The organism is Flavobacteriales bacterium (assembly GCA_021739695.1).
Taxonomy (GTDB): domain Bacteria; phylum Bacteroidota; class Bacteroidia; order UBA10329; family UBA10329; genus UBA10329.
Window position 1 is genome coordinate 35622 of the sequence record JAIPBM010000019.1, and the last position, 16637, is coordinate 52258.

The following is a 16637-nucleotide window of genomic DNA, read 5'->3' on the forward strand; positions in this document are numbered from 1 at the left end:
CAAAATCAGTGGATGCGATGATCAATGGAATGAAGGTGCAGGTGTCTGAATTTGCCGAAACACCCATGGAAGGTGTGGAGCAATTCCTGAGCATTGTAGCGCAGGAAATGCCCAACACCGAAGAGTTGGGAGATGACGATGTGTTGATTGCCGTAAAAAGTGCCGCTTTGGGCTGGGTAGATCTGATGATGTTGAGCGGACAGTACCAGCACCAACCTCCACTTCCCTACACGCCCGGATTGGAGTACTGCGGCATCGTTTTGTGGAAAGGAAAGAACGTAAGCGATGCAGTGGCCAAAACAGGCGATAAGGTACTGGTGGATGGTTTTATCAGCGGTCCTCGTTCTCCTGGAGAATACCAGCGCTACGGTGGCTTTGCCAGCTATGCCGTTGCTCCCAAAGAGGCCATCATTCACATTCCACAACGGCTCAATTACGATCAGGCCTGCAACCTACTGGGCAGCTACGAAACGGCCTACTATTGCCTCATTACCAGCGGACAGCTGAAAGCGGGCGAAACGGTGCTTATTCATGGTGCATCGGGTGCAATTGGCATGGCAGCTGTTCATGTTGCCAAGTTGATGGGCGCCACAGTCATTGCCACTGGGCGTTCGGAAGAGAAACTGGCCATTGTAAAAGCCCAAGGTGCCGACCATGTGATCAATACCAAAGCCATCGATCCGAACGAAAAACTACGGCCTTTTAGAGACGATGTGAAAGCACTGACCAACGGCAAAGGGGTTGATGTGGTGTATGATGGCGTAGGTGGAGCAGTATCTGAAGAGAGCTTGCGCTGCGTAAAATTCGGTGCACGATTCCTCATTGTAGGTTGGGCCTCTACTCCGTTTGTGGCCAAGGGCAAAGGACAGCGAGGCGCGCCCAATGCCAATCAGCTACCTACCAATCTCATTCTGATGAAAGGATTGAAAGTATTGGGCAGCCCGATGGTGATAGCCACGCAGCACGACCCAAGCATTCGTACACAACGACTAAAGGACATCTTGCAATGGGTAAATGAAGGCAAGATCACACCCTACGTTTCGGATGTATTTCCTCTGGCCGACATTAAAGAAGCGATGCGTGCTAAGTGGAACGGGAAGATCGTTGGTGGAGCTGCGGTGCAAATAAGCTAACGTGAATACTTGCGTTTATCTTCGAGCATATCAAGATAAAGCTGCTCTACTTTGGCGCGGGCCCAAGGTGTCTTTCTCAGAAATGCCAAGCTCGATCTGATGGACGGGTCGTAGTTGAAGCAACGGATGTCGATGAAATATCCCATGTCTTCCCAACCATAATGTTCTACCAAAGCCTCTAGCATATCGGCCAGCTTCACACCATGCATCGGGTCCTTAGACTGTGATTGTTCTTTTGGATTATCCATGGAATAGTGCTTATTCAGACATAGGTTAACGGGTGAATTCTTTGAAATCTACCGATGGGTCGTAATCATTCTTGGTCTTGATGGAATGCAGTTCGCTCCTTGGATCTTTGGATCGGATAATGGGAAACAGCAGCTGAACATACCAAGGTTCTTTTACTTGGTTCCATGCACCAAAACGTGTAGGATACTTTCGGGTGATCTTGGCTGTTCCAAGCAGCACATCCCAAATAAACAGCAGGTTTCCGTAGTTGCCATTCGGATGCGAAACACCATCTTCTGCCGTCAATCCGTGGTGCGCAAAATGGGTACTTGGGGTAGAGATGGTCCGTTCTACCACCCAAGCCAACGGGCTCAGTAACTTGTATCGGTAGAGGAATCGATCCCATTTCGTCTCGCTGTGCGCCAACAGAATGATGGTGAGTTTTACGGGCAGATAGAACAGATAGGCATAACCCATTCCCAAATAGACCAGCAGTGCCGAAAGCCAAATGCCAGGCATGAAAGCATAGTAAAGAATGGCATTGCGGTACGTGACCAGCACGCCCATTTCTTCCACCACATGATGCGGTCGGTGCAGTTTCCACATGGTGCGATTCACATGCGAAAGTCGGTGCCAGAGGTACTGCGTCAGATCATCGAACACCAGAAACGCCAGGAAGTGCCACCAAATGGATATCTGGACAAAATGATCTTCCAACGCTGGAAAACCTGCGCGCATGGCCCAAAGCACAAAGAAGAAAATGGCCGGTTGGATCAAGGTGGGCAAGGTCACAAGGCTTACCAGTTCTATGGTAAAATCGTTCTTGGTGCGTCTGTCATGGATGTAAAGCCCACCAAGCGCCTCCAGCACGCCTAGCACCAACATCACCACGCCTGGAATGAGTTTACTGAAAGTCTCTTCTTGCATGCTTTTGTCTGATCAGCGGATTCATTTCGGTGAATTCAAGGTAAGTGCCCATCCTTGAATCAATGAAAGTAAATGTTTCAAGCGATAGAACATGCCAACCATTGACCATATCGTAAAAGAGACTAAAACCAGCTTACAGAGAAGCGCTATTTCATCTTATTCTTTTCCGTTTTCGCTTCTCGGATTTCACGACATTCGCAGCCCCATGCAGCGCGCCTATCTCCAAATGCATTTTGCCATTTTCCTTTGGGGATTCACAGGCATTTTAGGGAAGCTCATCCAGCTTCAGGAATACCCGCTCGTTTGGTGGCGGGTTCTCATCACTGTCATTGCGCTTGGAGCCTTTCTAAAATGGAAAGGCGAACTGGAACCACCGCCTTGGAAAGAGATGAAGAAGATCGCTTTCGTTGGTGCCATGATCGCCATGCATTGGGTCACATTCTATGGTTCCATCAAGTATTCCAACGTTTCCATTGCACTGAGTGCCATGGCCAGCACTGCGCTGTTCACCGCCATCCTCGATCCACTTCTCAATAAGAGGAAACCGAAGGCTGCTGAGCTCGTGCTCGGACTGTTCACCATCTGCGGTATCTACCTCATATTCCGCTTTCAGCAATTGTATGCCGTTGGTATATCATTAGGGTTGATAAGCGCCATGCTGTGCGCCTACTTTACCATACAGACCAAAGGATTGTTGGAAAACCACGGTCCACGCAATCTGCTCTTTTACGAACTCATCGGTGGATTAGGAACACTCACGCTACTGGCTCCGCTTTACCTCTATCACTTCCCTGCTCCTAGCCTTGTTCCAAGTCTTTCAGACAGCGGTTATCTGCTCATCATGAGCTTGGTATGCACCGTTTATGCCATGCAGCTTTCTTATCAGGCGCTCAAGCATGTTTCTCCGTTTGTAATGAACCTTTCGGTCAATCTGGAACCCATCTATTCCATCATCCTTGCAGCCATCATTTTTCATGAACACGAAGAGTTGAACCTCGGTTTCTATGCCGGTGCAGGTGTCATTATCCTATCCGTTGCGGCCAACGGTGTGTTGCACCTGAATGACAAGCGGAAAGCGAGGAAGCAGATAGCTATTCCCTAGCCAAGAATCTGACTAACCATGTCTCGGTAGTTCTTCTTGAGGTGTTCAATTACCACCGACCTATCTGCATCAAAACCTCTTTCCGAAATGGAAAACATTTCCTGATTGAAGGCTCTGACGTGCTGGTCGCTCCACAATACAATGTCCACGATTATAGGCGCAAGATCAATGCCTTTTTCGGTCAGTAGGTAGATGTTCTCCTTCTTGTTTTCGGGTAGTTTACGTTTGGTAATCAACTCAAAGCACTCCAGCAATTTCAATCTTGCAGACAGAATATTGGTGGCTATTCCTTCTTGCGAAAGGGATATTTCTTTAAAGGTCTTCTTACCTCCCATCAGCATGTCTCTTATGATCAGCAACGACCATTTATCGCCAATAATATCTAAGGCGGAGGCTATTGGACAAGACGAACGAAAATTATTTTCCATCACTTTTCAATTATTACTTGCTAAACGAAAGTAATCAATATATTTGCTTGCAATTTGAAAGCAATATTAATAAGAATAATGTCAATTAGCTACGCAGCTTTTGTTGGTACTGCAAGTTGCATCATTCCTTCCAACTAAAGAATCCGTATCATGCTTTTAACCATCCGCATCATATTAGGCATCTATGGCCTCATTGCTATAGGCACGGGATTAATGGGTGCAACTGCTTCCTATAAGGTGGCAGCGTCCAATCCGATGCAAGATAACAACCACCGTTTTGTTGCCGCCATTTGGGCTTCCATGTCCTTGGCATTTTTCTACACGGCATGGAATCCTTCAGAAGTTGCGTTGTTCCGATTTCTGATGGTTGCCGTGTTCATTGGTGGCCTTGTCAGGACTTACGGACTGCGGTTTTACCCCGCAACTCCCTTCATCATTTTTGGCATTCTAGTAGAATTGCTTCCAACAACAATCTTGCTTTGGATGCATACCAAACTGATGAATGCTGGCTCCCTTTAACAACTCAATCTCATGAATAATTCTAAACAAAAAGTATTGATCACAGGTGGCGGTTCGGGCATTGGACTAGCGCTCGCGCAGAAGTTCTTGCAGCACGGAAACACCGTTATCATCACGGGCAGAAACCTGACTAAACTGGAGGAAGTGAAGGGAGAATTTCCCGAACTACACATTTTCCAAAGTGATGTTACGAAGGAAGAAGACGTAAAGAAACTGGTTGGTCAGCTACAAGCGGAATTCGGGGGTATTGATGTACTCGTAAACAATGCGGGAATCATGAATTTGGTAGATGCTGGAAACGAAAGCAACGATCTGAAAAAGCAGTTCCAAGAGATCGAGATCAACTACCATGCGCCTATCCGCATGCTGCACCATTTTCTTCCGCAGCTAAAGAAGAGTAAGCATGCCGTGCTTATCAACGTGTCATCAGGCTTGGCCTATGTTCCTTTCGCGCAAGCACCCGTTTATTCAGGTACAAAATCAGCTTTGCATTTTTGGACACAAGGCATTCGTCCACAACTGAAACAACACAATATCAGGGTTGTGGAGCTTCTTCCGCCTGTGGTAGACACCCCATTGGCCCACGGGGCCGATATTGCTGAAGACGACAATCTAAAACCAATGCCTCCTGAGAAAATGGCCAATATATTCTGGAAGGATTTCACGAACGGAAAAGATGAGATCACGCCAGGGATTTCAACCCAATTGAGACTTATGAGCCGATTGGCACCAAAATTTATTTTCAAACAACTGAATAAAGAACCGATTCCTAAAAGATAAAAACTTGAAAAAGACACTTCCCTATTTCGCCATCATTGGTATTGCTGCCTTTGCTGGCAATATGATCAACATTGGCCTGAGCTATGGCATGCATTGGCTATCCTTGGAGCCCATCGCTTTTATGGAATCGTTTAAAGTGGATTTCCCGCTTTTGCTCGGTCCGACCACTGTTACTCTGATGCCCGGATTCATAGCCACACTTTGGTTGTATTTCCTGCATAAGGACAACAAACCAGCAAGACGTTACTGGCTTTTCGCCTTTGCGGGTTTGATGCTCGTCAACATTCAAACGGTGGTCTACCATTTGCCTATGAATCTGGATTTCATGGCATTGAGTTACACGGCCGAAGAAGCTACGAGCAAACTACAAGGCTGGATCATCTTCCATTGGATTCGGGTAGTAGTAGCTATCGTATCTGGAGTCTTTGCCATCAAAGCTTTTCAACTTTCCAATAACAACTAAACCCTCAACAATCATGAATAATTTCGCAATCATCAACATTCAGGCAGCTATCGGATCTATCAGTATGATCCTTGCGTTCAAATGGTGGATACAACCACGCCTTGCAAAGCTTTCCATCCACGATGCGCTGCTGCCATTCGTATTCCTGAACACCTTCCGTTACCTCGGGTTGTCGTTTATGGCCAAAGAGCAGTTTTACGATGGATTTCCGAGTCAATTCCTGACCACTGTAGGTCTTTGGGATATGAGCACAGCCATTTTGGCCGTCATCGCGGCCATTGCTCTAAAAGGCAAATGGAAGTTCGCCATTCCAATGGTGTGGATATTTAACATCGTTGGCTTTGCGGACCTGATCACCGCCTTTCCTCAGTTCTTCGGACTGGAACTGTACAATTACAATCTAGGCACAATATGGCTCATGTTTATTACTTATGGCTTGGCAGCTTTTCTAAGTCACATCTTCATTTTTACGCGACTTTTCAAGCATTTGAAAGGGAAGTAGAACGGTTCGTCCGAAAAGTCTCAAGCTCTCTGAAACGTAAGCTGCTCAGACCTACAAATAAACCTCCATCACCTTCCCAGCGATTCTGTTGAGGTTTATTTCGATGGTTTTGAGCGTGTATTGCAGTTGCATGAGGCTTAGTCGGCTTTCCAAAAGTGTGAGTTGCGTGAGTCGGAAATCATAGCCATTGATGGCACCCCGTTTCAATTGTTCTTCGGCAATGGCGTACACCTTTTGGCTCTCAGAAACATTGCTTTCAGCCAAGGTAATGCGTTCCAATATGGAGACATACTGCCCATAAAGTTTCAGTACATCGGCATCGAGATTATGGTTGATCTGCTGCTTAGAAAGCGTGGCGTTCTCGGCATACACCCGCGAATTCTTGATGGCAATGTTGGTCTTACCACCATTGTAAAGGTTGAAACTGATGCTGGCGCCCACGGTTGGTCCAAAGTTTCTGTTCGATTGGATGAAGCCTACCTGCGCAAAACTTTCGCTGTATCTGTAGCCTGCAAACAGATTGATGGACGGATAGCGATCGGCCTTAGCCATGCGCAATTCTGTTTCGGCTATCAGTTCATTCAGGCGCTGCTGTTCTAACTGCTGGTTGGCGCCATTCACACTTTTCAGTAGGCTGTCTTTGCTTGGCAAGGGATTTACCTCAAACTCTTTTTCGCTGATGGTCAAGGCGCTTTCCAGTTCATTATTCAGAATGCGATTGAGTTCAATTTCTAAGGTTTGAATGGCATTCTGCTGCGCCAGATAACGGATGCTATCGGTCTGATAATCTACCAATGCCTGTGCATGGTCAATGCCCTTCCCCGCGCCTACTTCCTTCCGTTTCTTCTCAATACTAAGGCGATAGGCCGAGATTTGCATCGATTGCTTGTAGTTCTCTAGCAACTGCTGTTCGTAAATCAACTGGCTGTGCGCCATCACAATATCAGAAACGGTCTGTTCTATGTAGAACTTGGAATTCACCTTTCCCAACTCTTCTAAAAAACCCAGTTGCTTGCGCTTGGCACGTACATAAAAGCCATCAAAAAGGGTGTAATCAATCATTGCCTGCGCGCCCCCATTCACGTTTTGCGCATTATTTCCGCTTCGTGTAGATCCATCGGCAAAGCCTTGCTCGGTATTGTTGAGCGAGTAGGCAGCCGTTCCGTCAATTCCGAACGAAGGGAGAAAACCTGCATTACCCAAGGTATTGCTGTTGGACACAATCTGCTCCTCGTTCTTCAAAATCTGAATTTGGTAGTTCTTCTCCAATGCCGTTTTGATGAATTCGGTCAGCGTTTGTCCCGAGGCGTTGAGGTTGAAATAACAAATAACCACCGAAATAATTACAACGCGCGTCATTGCAAGCGCAGTCCCCGTCATTGCGAGGGAAGTATGACCGAAGCAATCTATCTGATTAAGGTAGAGATTGCTTCGCTGCGCTCGCAATGACGTGCCCTTCGTTTTATTGAAAATCTGCTTCATCTACGATAATGTTCTCCTTGCTTGCCATGTAAGAATAAAGCGCAGGAATGATGTAAAGTGTGAGTAAAAGGGAGAAAATCAATCCTCCAATAATTGACAATCCCATTGGTACACGACTGGAGGATGAATCGCCTAAAGCCAAAGCAATGGGCAAGGCGCCAAGCACGGTACTAAGGCTGGTCATAAGAATGGGACGGAAACGTTGCGCTGCGGCTTCAAACGCGGCTTCTTTCAAGGACATGCCAGCATCGCGTTTCTGATTGGCAAATTCCACAATCAGGATACCATTCTTGGTTACAATTCCTACCAGCACCACCATTCCGATCTGACTGAAGATGTTGAGGGTTTGCCCAAATGCCCAAAGCGTGAAAATGGCTCCAGCCAATGCTAAAGGCACGGTAACCATGATGATGGTTGGGTCGCGGAAGCTTTCGAATTGTGCCGCCAAGGTGAGATAAACCAACACCAACGCGAAAATGAAGATGAGCAGCGTGCTGTCTGAACTCTCTGCAAAGTCGGAGGCACTACCAGCCAACTCAGTACTAAAGCTCTCATCCAGCAGGTCTTTGGCAATGGCACGCATCTCGTCAATACCATCACCTATGGTGAAGCCTGGAGCAGGATCGGCCTGAATGGTAGCCGAAGTGTAACGATTGTAACGCAACAACGATGGCGGACGACTTTGATAGCCGATATCCACCAAGTTCTCGAGGGTTACCATTTGTCCGCTGCTGTTGCGCACCGTAATGTTTTTCACATCCACAGGTTCGTCCTTCTTCTCCTTAATGGCCTCAGTAATCACATAATACTGCTTGCCATCCTTCATAAAATAGCCAAGTCGTTGTTCGCTCAAATAGGTTTGAAGCGTCTTTGCAATATCAATCACACTCACGCCCATAAGCAACGCTTTATTCCTATTGATGGTAACGGTGATCTCAGGTTTGCTGAACTTTAGATCGACCGTAGAAGCAGTAAACTTTGGGCTTTGTGCCACGCGATCCATAAACTGTGGAAGCACCTGTTTCAATCTATCTAGATCAGGAGCCTGCACCACAAACTGAACAGGTAATCCTCCAAAACCTCCAGCGCTTGATTTGATGGTCGGGTCTTGCTGCACAAACGATTGGGCAAAGGTCAAGTTCTTCAATAATCCGTTGATCTCGTTGGCCAACTGGCTTTGCGATTTCTCCCTAGCACCCGGTTGTTTCAAGGGCATAAAAACAAAGGATGAATTGGCAGCCGTGGAAGCACGGAATGTAGGTGAAGTAACGCCCAATAGGAATGCCTTTTCGGGAATGGTGTCCAACATCTGCATCAGTCTTTCCTGATAATTGTCCATGGCCTCGTAGGAGGTTCCTTCTGGTGCTGTGGAAATGATGCGCAGTTGGCTCTTATCTTCCATTGGCGCCAACTCCGATTGCAGACTGGAACCTACAAAGTAAGTGGCCACCGTAATGACGATGAAGATGGGAAAGGCCAACCACCGATGATTCATAAATGCAGTCAGCGAACGGGTGTAGCCATCAACCGTAGATTGCACCATTCGGCCAAACAAGCGCATGAGCGCATTTTCCTTTTTACTCTTTTTCAGAATCCGCGAACTCATCATAGGCGTAAGCGAGAGCGTAATGAAGGTGGAAATGACAATGGCGCCCACCACTACCATGGCAAACTCCTGAAACAACTGCCCCGTTAATCCCGGCATAAAGAAGATGGGCAGGAACACGCAAATAAGTGAAATAGACGTAGCAATAACCGCAAAGAACACTTCGCGCGAGCCTTCAAAAGCGGCCTTCATTGGGTGCATACCTTCCTCTACTTTAGTGTAGATGTTTTCCATTACCACAATGGCATCATCTACAACCAATCCTGTGGCAAGCACCAATCCCAAGAGGGAAAGAATGTTGATGGAGAAACCAGCGGCATATAACACGCCAAAACTGCCAATAAGTGCAATTGGAATAAGCGTAATAGGAATGAGCGTGGTTCTCCAATTCCGAAGGAAAAAGAAGATGACCATCAGTACCAGAATGAATGCCAAGAGGATGGTTCCTTCCACCTCGCGGATGGCCGAACGGATGCTCAGCGTTTTATCCATGGCCACATTGAGTTCAATGTCTTCTGGCAGGTCCTTCTTCATAATCTCAATCCTGCGGAAGGCTTCATCTACAATATCGATGTAGTTAGAACCTGGCTGCGGTTGCAGGGCAATTCCTACCATGGGTTTTACGCCATTTCCGCGCAAAAGCGTGCGTTCCGATTCGGCTCCCAAACGCGCAGCACCCACATCTTTGAGGCGGATAAGCGTGTTATTTCGTTCTCCGATGATAAGTTGATCAAACTCCTCTGCTGTATAAAGTCGTCCAATGGTCCGCACAGTAAGTTCGGTTTCTGTACCCTCTATCCTACCCGATGGCAGTTCGATATTCTGAGCATCCAAGGCATTCTGAATATCGATGGGCGCAATATTGAACTCGCGCATCTTTGCTGGATCCAACTCCAAACGCATGGCGTATTTCTTCTCGCCCCAAATACGAATGCTACTCACTCCCGGAATGGTTTGCAGCCGTTCCTTGAAAACGTTGTTTCCTATCTGTGTCAGTTCCAACAGACCACGTTTATCGCTTTGCACCGTGATTGAAAGGATGGTCTCTGCGTTGGCATCGGCTTTATTCACAATAGGCGGATCGGCATCGGGCGGTAGGTTTTTGGTAGCCTGCGAAGCCTTGTCGCGCACATCGTTGGCGGCATTGTTCAAATCCATTTCTGGTAGAAATTCCACCGTAATGGTGCTTCTGCCATCTGTGCTGATGGAGCTGATCTTCTTAACCCCTTCTACGCTATTGATCTGTTCCTCCAGCGGCTCAGTGATCTGCGATTCAATGATCTCGGCATTCGCACCGATATAGTTGGTAGTGATGGTTACAACAGGTGGATCGACACTCGGATACTCGCGCACACCGAGGTTGATGTAGCCCACGGCCCCCAACAGCACCACCACAATGGCAAATACCGTGGCGAGAACGGGTCTCTTTATACTTATTTCTGATAATGTCATATTAGAATCCGCTTATTTGATGATGGACTGTAGCGTGACATCCATTCCTACTTTCACTTGTAGAAGACCAGTTGTAATAAGCGTATCGCCTTTGCTAATGCCTGATGCTACATGTACCATATCGGCATTGCGGCCGCCCAACTGCACCGTCTTGCGCTCCACTTTTCCGTTCTTATACAAGAAGACCGTTTGGTCGTTGATCTCTGGAACAATGGCCTGCGTAGGAACCATCAGTGCATCTTCTACAAACTCTGTAGCCACTAGCACTTCGGCAAAGGTTCCGGGCATTACCGTGTTCTGACCAGATTGCTTCAGCATGGCCCGAACACTGATGGTGCGTGAACTGGCATCCACCAACGGATTGATGGCGTAAATACTGGCCTCCAAAGTATCGTTGGCAACTACAACTCGCACCACTTTGCCCACTTTCAGGCTGTTTCGGTGTTCCTGCGCAATAGAGAAATCAACCTTCAGTCGGTCTAATTGCGTTACAACTGTAATCACCTCGCCTTCTTTCAAATAAGCGCCTTTACTGAAGTTGCGCAGCCCCAAAGTGCCAGCAAACGGTGCTTTCACATTGGCCAGATCTACGTTTACCTGCAACTGCTGTATCTGTGCACGCAAAGTCTCCACCTTCGACACCAAACCATCAATTTCTTCCTGCGTGCTGCCTTCAATGCTCAGCAAGGCTTTCTTTCTGTCGAGGTCTTTGGTGGCAGCATCCAACTCGGCATTCAAACCCAACAATTGCGCTTTCCAGCTTCTATCGTCCATTCGGATAATGGCCTGTCCTTCAGCCACTTTCTCTCCTTCGTTGAAGAAGATGTCCATCACCTGTCCCGACATGGGCGCCATCAGTTCTACCTGTTCGTTGGCCTGCAAAGCTGCAGTTACGGCCACCGTATTATTAAATGGTTGTGGCGTTGCAATAAAGCCGTCAACCTTCATCGTGGGTTTCGGACCTGTTGCGTCTTTCGCTTCGCCACTATCTCCGCAAGAAGCCAACAGCACTATGGCCGGAAGTACGAAAGCTCCAGCAATCCAATTCATTTTAGTCATCATCTTTTTCACTTGCAGTCACTTTAAAACTTGGTTTCGGCTGGGTATCCAGCAATTTCATCATGTGGGTCATGCCACGCTCAAAGCATTCTTTTTCCTCGGCAGAAAAGTCTTTGAACATCAGTTCGTTGGTCTGCGCCACCGCTTCTTCAATCAACGGAATAAGTGCTTTGCCTTTAGTGGTCAACTCCACCAAATGGCATCTTCTATCGTTGCTATCTTGCTTACGTTCTACAAATCCTAGGGCGCTAAGTGCATCTACCAAGCGCATGGTAAAGACCTTATCGCGCCTCAGCACCTGACCCAATTCCGTCTGCGTAATGCTTCCGCTGTGCTCGTTGAGGTACATCACCGCCACGAAATAACGTTCCAGTCCGTGCGGCTTCATCAAAGCCGAAAGTGTACTGATGTACACCTCCGAAATGAGCGTCATTTCATACCCGTAAACCTTTGAGCGATACAATGAATGGATGGTTTTGATTGTAACAGTTACAAATGTAACTAGTGTTCCAAATTTCAAACAAAGCGAAGTGCTAAAAGTTCATTCGTTTTGAAACTCAGATACTGAACTGAAGGTCGGGCGGCCAACATTTTGGTGCTTGGCGCTGTTGTAGTTTCGAACAAACGCTTATTGCCATGAAATCGTTATTCCCCTTAATTACCGTCCTTTTTCTGAGTGCTTGCACACACGCACAGACTGACATTCAAAAAGACGTAAAATCAGATAGCTTTTACAAAGAGAAGCTGAACGAAGAACAGTATTACGTCACTCGCCAGCATGGTACCGAGCGTGCCTTTACCGGCAAGTATTGGGACAATAAGGCCGATGGCATTTACACCTGCGTATGCTGCGGATTGGAGCTCTTTGATTCGCGCACCAAGTTTAAAAGCGGCACAGGTTGGCCAAGCTATTTCAGCTACATAGGCAACCATGTAGAGCAATCGACAGATACGAGCTTTGGCATGATGCGCGATGAAGTGCATTGCGCGCGTTGCAATGCGCATTTGGGACATGTGTTCGATGATGGCCCCGATCCAACTGGCCTCCGCTATTGCATCAACTCCGCCTCTTTGGGGTTTCAAGCGAAATAGCTACTTGTAATCAGCAATATCTACCTGCTTCCCGCAAAAGCTGAACTCATCCTTTTGGTCGTTAGAGCAGACAAGGATGATCCGGTCCTGTTTGTTTTCCTCCACCAGTTGCTTGTACCATTCGATGGCTTTCGCATCGAGGTTGGAGGTCGGTTCATCCAGCAGAACGAAAGGCGTATCAGATAGCAAGGCAAGACCGAGCTTTACCCGTTGCTTCATTCCGGAAGAGTAATACTTGATGGCCTTGGTCTTGGAATCTGTGAGGTAGAGCTTATCGATGATGGCATCGATGGTCAGACCCTTTTTGAACGGCTTCATCTTCTGATGGAATTCGAGCATTTCAATAAGGGTGAATTCCTCGACCAGCTCCAAGTAAGGCGTTGCCAATGAGAACAGGCCGAGGCTCTCCTCTACTTTGAAACCCTTCCCATCTACCGTGAATAGAAGTTCCCCTTCAGAAGCTACGGTACTTCCCAGAATCACTTGCAAAAGCGTTGACTTTCCTGAACCATTCGGGCCAAGGATCACCGTATGTTCATTCTGTTTGAAGGTGTGATTTACACCTCTGAAGATCCACTCGTGGTTGTAGCGTTTCCCTACGTTCTGTAAAGAAATCTGCAGCGAAGACATGATTATTTAGCTCCGTTTCCGTTCAAGAACTGATAACCTTTCATGATACCACGTTTAGATTCGCGTACAAAATCAATGATCTCATCGCGTTCATCGGTTACAGGGAATTCCGCCTCCAATTGAGAAAGCGCTTGCGTTACGTTGTAATGTTTCAGGAACAACACACGGTAGATCTCCTGGATCTCACGAACCTTCTCAACAGAAAATCCTCTGCGTTTCATGCCTACGCTGTTCACACCCGAATAGCTCAACGGATAACGTGCTGCCTTGCTATAAGGCGGAACATCTTTACCGACCAATGCGCCTCCTGAAAGAATGGCGTGTGCGCCAATCCTTACAAACTGATGCAATGCCGACATGCCTCCAATGATCGCGTAATCACCTATCACGATATGTCCGGCAAGGGTGCAGGCGTTGGCCAAAATCACACCTTTACCAATAACGCAATCATGTGCCACATGCACATAGGCCATCAGCATGGAATTATCTCCAATAACCGTCTTTCCACTTGCTTTTGTGCCTCTATTGATGGTGGCACATTCTCGGATGGTGACATTGTCACCAATTTCCACGAACGATTCTTCGCCATCGAACTTCAGATCTTGAGGAATGGCCGAAATAACAGCTCCAGGGAAGATCCTACAGTTCTTACCGATCCGTGCACCTTCCATGATGGTGACGTTGGAACCGATCCAAGTTCCTTGGCCGATCTCCACATTCTTATGGATGGTGACAAAAGGTTCGATGACCACATTGTCTGCAATTTTAGCCTGTGGATGAACGAAGGATAAGGGTTGATTCATTAATGCGTTCTTTTTACGATCTGTGCCATCATTTCAGCTTCCATCACTGGGTCGTTGCCCACATAGGCAATCCCCTTCATATGACACAGTCCTCTACGAATTGGGCTTAATAGGTCTAATTTGAATACGATGGTATCTCCAGGGAAAACCATCTTCCTGAACTTAACACCATCAATTTTAAGGAAATACGTTAAATAGTTTTCAGGGTCTGGAACGGTATTCAGTACCAGAATTCCTCCAACTTGTGCCATGGCTTCTATTTGCAACACGCCTGGCATCACAGGAGCTCCAGGAAAGTGTCCTTCAAAGAAGTACTCATTCATGGTGACGTTCTTCACTCCTACCACATGCGTTTCGCTCAGCTCATAGATCTTATCTATGAAAAGGAACGGTGGCCGATGCGGCAATTTGGCCATGATTCCATTGATATCGAGCAACGGCTCGGCATTGAGATCAATCTTCGGTGCTTTCGGTTTGCGGTTTTCCTTCACCAATCCCGTAAGGAACTTCCCAAAGCGGGAATTGCTACCGTGACCGGGTTTGGTGGCAATGATGTGTCCGTTGATGCGAACATTCACCAACAGCAGATCACCAATAAGGTCGAGCAGTTTGTGGCGTGCCGGCTCATTCGGGAAACGAAGTTCCGTATTGTTCAAGGTGCCCGTTCGCGAAGCACGAATGTCCGGTTGATTGAATTGCTGCGCCAATTTCACTTGCTTCTCATCATCCATAGGATGTTCTACAAAAACAACAGCGTTGTCTAATCCGCCACCTTTTATGAGGTTGTGCTCTAGCAGCAATTCGAGTTCATGCAAGAAACAGAAGGTTCTATTCGGTGCAATCTCTGCTTCAAAATCGGCCATATCATTTAGCACGGCATGTTGAGGTGGCAAAACCTTGCTGTTGTAATCGATCATTACGGTAAACCGTGGCCGATCGGATGGAATGATCAAGTACTCTGCTCCTGTCTCTTCGTCTTTGAATTCAATATTCGTATCGAAATTCAACACATCGCGATCCGCTTCTAATTCCTTGATACCAGCGTTCTTCAGTTTAGAGAAAAGCTCGATGGAACTTCCGTCCAAGATCGGACATTCTGGCCCATCAATCTCAATCGTAACGCTGCTGATGCCAACGGCAGATAAAGCTGCCATTACATGTTCAATCGTACTTACGGTTGCAGATCCAACACCGATGGTTGTTCCTCTGGCCGTGCTAACGATATGTGCCGAAATGGCTTTTATTTCAGCGTTATCGAGGTCCGTTCTTACGAAAAGGATTTCGCCTATTTCAGATGGTTTGAAAGTCAAATTGACATTAGCTCCGGTATGCAGACCCACACCGCTAACGGTGCATGCAGAAGTTATGGTCTTGTGCTTCAAACTCATCTACAGATTTTTCAACTTCGTTTCAATGGCTTTCAGCGTTTCGGGCAAGCGTCTGAAAGACACGTACGACCTGCGATAGTTGCCTACCTCAAATGCAGGCGAACCCTGAACGACAGCATTGTCTGGAAGGTTATTCCCAACTCCGCTTTGTGCAGCAATCTTGACGTTATCACCGATCTTCAAATGACCGATAATTCCTACTTGACCACCGATCATGCAGCGTTTTCCGATCTTGGTTGAACCCGCAACTCCCGTTTGCGCGGCAATCACTGTGTGCTCTCCAATTTCTACGTTATGTGCTATCTGAATCAGGTTATCCAACTTCACTCCTTTACGGATGATGGTTGAACCCATAGTAGCACGGTCGATGGTTGAATTGGAACCGATCTCTACATCATCTTCCAATACCACATTCCCAACCTGCGGGATTTTACTGTAAGCTGCATCAGAAGGCGCAAAACCGAAACCATCGCTTCCGATGGTCACTCCCGCATGAAGCGTACAATTATCTCCTAAAACACAATCGTGAAGCACTTTTGAACCAGCATGCAACTTGCATCCTTTTCCGATCTTGGCATTCTTTTCAAGAACGACCAGCGCACCGATTATAGTGTTATCGCCAACAACGGCAGCATCTTCTATTACTGCCCCAGCAGAAATGGTCACATTCTTACCGATGATGGCTGATTCTGAAATAATGGCTGCAGCATGAATTCCAGGTTTTGGCCGATTCATCTCATCATACTTCTGCAACAGCAAGGCAAAACAGGTGTAAGGATCGGCCACGCGGATTAACGTTGGCTTAATATCAAACTGCGCCTCAAAATCATTCTTTACAATGACCACCGAAGCTTTGGTTGTAACGATGAATTCGCTGTATTTGGGATTAGCCAAAAACGACAGGGAACCTTCAAAACCGCTCTCAATAGGACTCACTGTACTTACTTGTACATGTGGGTCGCCATCAACGCTGCCTCCAATAAGCTCAGCAATAACACCAGCGGTCAAAATCATCCGCGCAAAAGTAAAATTTAATGAACCTG

18 protein-coding genes are annotated in these 16637 nt (G+C 47.0%); 7 read left to right on the forward strand and 11 right to left on the reverse strand.

All coding sequences use genetic code 11. The features are described 5' to 3' along the window. The first annotated feature begins 8 nt into the window (after window positions 1-8). Window positions 9-1133, forward strand: a complete 1125-nt coding sequence (locus K9J17_12335) for an NADPH:quinone oxidoreductase family protein (protein ID MCF8277512.1) — start codon at window positions 9-11, stop codon at window positions 1131-1133. Here K9J17_12335 and K9J17_12340 read toward each other — a convergent pair. Together K9J17_12340 and K9J17_12345 are read right to left on the reverse strand one after the other, a co-directional pair. Next, window positions 1130-1381, reverse strand: coding sequence for a VF530 family protein (locus K9J17_12340; GenBank protein ID MCF8277513.1), 252 nt, complete (start codon window positions 1379-1381; stop codon window positions 1130-1132). The genes K9J17_12335 and K9J17_12340 overlap by 4 nt on opposite strands. A gap of 25 nt (window positions 1382-1406) precedes the next feature. Then, window positions 1407-2288, reverse strand: a complete 882-nt coding sequence (locus tag K9J17_12345) for a sterol desaturase family protein (GenBank protein ID MCF8277514.1) — start codon at window positions 2286-2288, stop codon at window positions 1407-1409. A gap of 91 nt (window positions 2289-2379) precedes the next feature. Here K9J17_12345 and K9J17_12350 point away from each other — a divergent pair, with 91 nt between their 5' ends. Continuing rightward, window positions 2380-3390, forward strand: a complete 1011-nt coding sequence (locus K9J17_12350) for a DMT family transporter (protein ID MCF8277515.1) — start codon at window positions 2380-2382, stop codon at window positions 3388-3390. Here K9J17_12350 and K9J17_12355 read toward each other — a convergent pair. Then, window positions 3387-3818 (reverse strand): helix-turn-helix transcriptional regulator, encoded by a 432-nt coding sequence (locus tag K9J17_12355; protein MCF8277516.1) that lies wholly within the window; start codon window positions 3816-3818, stop codon window positions 3387-3389. The genes K9J17_12350 and K9J17_12355 overlap by 4 nt on opposite strands. Window positions 3819-3968: 150 nt before the next feature. Here K9J17_12355 and K9J17_12360 point away from each other — a divergent pair, with 150 nt between their 5' ends. From K9J17_12360 to K9J17_12375, 4 genes are read left to right on the forward strand one after another with little or no spacing between them, the layout of a single operon-like run. Further along, the gene (locus K9J17_12360; GenBank protein MCF8277517.1) at window positions 3969-4337 is read left to right on the forward strand and encodes a DUF4345 domain-containing protein; all 369 of its coding nucleotides are present in this window, start codon (window positions 3969-3971) and stop codon (window positions 4335-4337) included. A 12-nt stretch (window positions 4338-4349) separates the two neighbouring features. Continuing rightward, window positions 4350-5117: an SDR family NAD(P)-dependent oxidoreductase gene (locus K9J17_12365; GenBank protein MCF8277518.1), complete on the forward strand. Its 768-nt coding sequence runs from the start codon at window positions 4350-4352 to the stop codon at window positions 5115-5117. Between the two features lie 4 nt (window positions 5118-5121). Continuing rightward, window positions 5122-5580 carry a DUF1772 domain-containing protein gene (locus tag K9J17_12370; protein MCF8277519.1) on the forward strand — a complete coding sequence of 153 codons (459 nt, stop codon included), beginning with the start codon at window positions 5122-5124 and terminating at the stop codon, window positions 5578-5580. A 13-nt stretch (window positions 5581-5593) separates the two neighbouring features. After that, entirely contained in the window at window positions 5594-6082 is a 489-nt protein-coding gene (locus K9J17_12375) for a hypothetical protein (protein ID MCF8277520.1), read from the forward strand. A 51-nt stretch (window positions 6083-6133) separates the two neighbouring features. Here the strand turns inward: K9J17_12375 and K9J17_12380 are convergent, their stop codons facing one another. The 4 genes from K9J17_12380 to K9J17_12395 all read right to left on the reverse strand — a co-directional run bounded on the left by K9J17_12380 (window position 6134) and on the right by K9J17_12395 (window position 12114). Then, a complete protein-coding gene (locus tag K9J17_12380; GenBank protein MCF8277521.1) occupies window positions 6134-7441 on the reverse strand; it encodes a TolC family protein in 1308 nt (435 codons plus the stop codon). Between the two features lie 103 nt (window positions 7442-7544). Further along, window positions 7545-10622, reverse strand: a complete 3078-nt coding sequence (locus K9J17_12385) for an efflux RND transporter permease subunit (GenBank protein MCF8277522.1) — start codon at window positions 10620-10622, stop codon at window positions 7545-7547. 12 nt (window positions 10623-10634) lie between these two features. Further along, on the reverse strand, window positions 10635-11672 hold the full coding sequence (locus K9J17_12390; GenBank protein MCF8277523.1) for an efflux RND transporter periplasmic adaptor subunit: 1038 nt from the start codon (window positions 11670-11672) through the stop codon (window positions 10635-10637). 1 nt (window position 11673) lies between these two features. Continuing rightward, entirely contained in the window at window positions 11674-12114 is a 441-nt protein-coding gene (locus K9J17_12395; protein ID MCF8277524.1) for a MarR family transcriptional regulator, read from the reverse strand. A 203-nt stretch (window positions 12115-12317) separates the two neighbouring features. Between K9J17_12395 and msrB the strand changes: the two genes are divergently transcribed. Further along, entirely contained in the window at window positions 12318-12773 is a 456-nt protein-coding gene (gene msrB, locus K9J17_12400) for a peptide-methionine (R)-S-oxide reductase MsrB (protein ID MCF8277525.1), read from the forward strand. On the opposite strand, the gene K9J17_12405 is transcribed toward msrB, so the two are convergent. From K9J17_12405 to lpxD, 4 genes are read right to left on the reverse strand one after another with little or no spacing between them, the layout of a single operon-like run. Then, complete coding sequence (locus tag K9J17_12405; GenBank protein MCF8277526.1) at window positions 12774-13403, reverse strand: ATP-binding cassette domain-containing protein; 630 nt, start codon at window positions 13401-13403, stop codon at window positions 12774-12776. 2 nt (window positions 13404-13405) lie between these two features. After that, window positions 13406-14206: an acyl-ACP--UDP-N-acetylglucosamine O-acyltransferase gene (gene lpxA / locus K9J17_12410; protein MCF8277527.1), complete on the reverse strand. Its 801-nt coding sequence runs from the start codon at window positions 14204-14206 to the stop codon at window positions 13406-13408. Then, on the reverse strand, window positions 14206-15594 hold the full coding sequence (locus tag K9J17_12415; GenBank protein ID MCF8277528.1) for a bifunctional UDP-3-O-[3-hydroxymyristoyl] N-acetylglucosamine deacetylase/3-hydroxyacyl-ACP dehydratase: 1389 nt from the start codon (window positions 15592-15594) through the stop codon (window positions 14206-14208). Before K9J17_12415 ends, lpxA begins: the two co-directional genes overlap by 1 nt. Continuing rightward, entirely contained in the window at window positions 15595-16608 is a 1014-nt protein-coding gene (gene lpxD, locus K9J17_12420; GenBank protein MCF8277529.1) for a UDP-3-O-(3-hydroxymyristoyl)glucosamine N-acyltransferase, read from the reverse strand. Window positions 16609-16637 lie beyond the last annotated feature (29 nt).